We start from the raw sequence: 1,559 nt of genomic DNA, 5'->3' as shown, positions 1-1,559 counted from the left end.
GGCACCGGTCAGCACGATTGCGCGCACCGATGTATCACGCTCAGCCGTGTTGATCGCTTCAATGCCGGCCGTGTACATATCCGGATGCAGCGCGTTGCGGGCGCCCGGATTGGACAGCTTGAGAACGAGCGTGGTGTCGCTTTCGGCAGGGCGGACAGAGAGCAGTTCGGCGCTCATGCTGCGGCCTCGTCAAGGGTGAGCGACAGGCCGAGCTGCGCACGGCGCGCGAGCCACGGCGATGGACGATACCGCGGATCGCCCAGCACGGACTGTATATTGCGCAGGATAGTGAGGATGGTGCTCGCGCCGAGCGCATCGCCCAGCGCTAGCGGGCCACGCGGATAACCCAGGCCGAGCGTGACGGCGAGATCAATATCCGCAGGCGATGCAATGCGCTGCTGCGCGATATCGCAACCAATGTTGACGATAGTCGCCACCACGCGCTGAGCGACAAACCCGGTCGAATCGCGGATCACGGTGACGGGGACGCCATCGAATGCGAAGAGCGCGTGCGCGGCGTCGCGGAATTCGGCGGTCGTGGCAGGCGTGGTCATGATGGTGCGGCGGGCGGCATCGGCGAGCGGGAACAAGGTGTCGATAGCGACCGTGCGCGACGCGTCCAGTTTTTCCGCAACGGCTGCGGTGGTGGCATCGTGGCCGAGCGGTGTGACGATGATCAGCGAGTCCGGCGCCGGGGTGCCGCCGGTATCGATAGTGACAGCCGTTTCCATCTTCGCAATCAGGCGGAACACCTCTTCACGTGCATGGGCAGATGAGCGGCTCACCCACACACGACGCGGCAGCGTTGTAGGCGCCTGCGCTTCCTCGGGAATCTGCTGTTTGCCGTCCACATACTTATAAAACCCCTCGCCAACCTTGCGCCCAATCAAACCACCGGCGAGCCGCGTACCGGTTATAGGCGACGGCGTGAAGCGCGGTTCCTCGTAGAACTGGTGATAGATCGATTCCATCACGGGATGCGAGACGTCGAGCGCCGTCAGGTCGAGCAACTCGAACGGCCCGAGCCGGAAGCCCGCTTGTTCACGCATGATCCGGTCAACATCCGCGAAGCTCGCCACGCCTTCGCTCGCGATCCGCAGACCCTCGGTGTTCATGCCGCGCCCGGCGTGATTCACGATGAACCCAGGCATGTCCTTCGCGCGCACCGCCGTGTGGCCCATCTGGCGGCCGAGCGCCATGAGCGCGTCACCGGCAGCGGGGTCTCCCCGCAGGCCGTCGATCACTTCGACTACTTTCATCAGCGGCACGGGATTGAAGAAGTGCAGCCCGACCACGCGCTCCGGTTTGGCACAGCCGGCGGCAATGGCCGTGATGGAAAGCGACGACGTATTCGACGCCAGGATGCAATTTTCGCCAACCACGCCTTCCAACTCGCGGAACAACTCCCGCTTGACGTCCAGCTTTTCCACGATCGCTTCGATCACCACGTCGCAATCGGCCAGGTCGCCAATCGCACCGGCGGCATGAATGCGCGCCAACGCGGCGTGTGCATCGGCTTCGATCAGCTTGCCTTTTGCGGCAAGTTTGTTCAGGGTATC

The 1,559-nt window shown here is 63.8% G+C and carries 2 protein-coding genes; both read right to left on the bottom strand.

Going from position 1 to position 1,559, the window contains the following annotated elements:
• Positions 1-177: enoyl-CoA hydratase-related protein (locus M0954_RS18150; RefSeq protein ID WP_297354710.1), on the bottom strand; the 177-nt coding region annotated here is incomplete at its 3' end.
• Positions 174-1,559 (bottom strand): 3-hydroxyacyl-CoA dehydrogenase (locus M0954_RS18145; protein ID WP_297354708.1); only part of this gene is annotated, 1,386 nt, incomplete at its 5' end. The genes M0954_RS18150 and M0954_RS18145, both read right to left, overlap by 4 nt.

The organism is Paraburkholderia sp. (assembly GCF_026225065.1).
GTDB lineage: Bacteria > Pseudomonadota > Gammaproteobacteria > Burkholderiales > Burkholderiaceae > Paraburkholderia.
The sequence above is the reverse complement of the archived record's forward strand: the minus strand, read 5'-3'. Positions and strand labels throughout refer to the sequence as shown.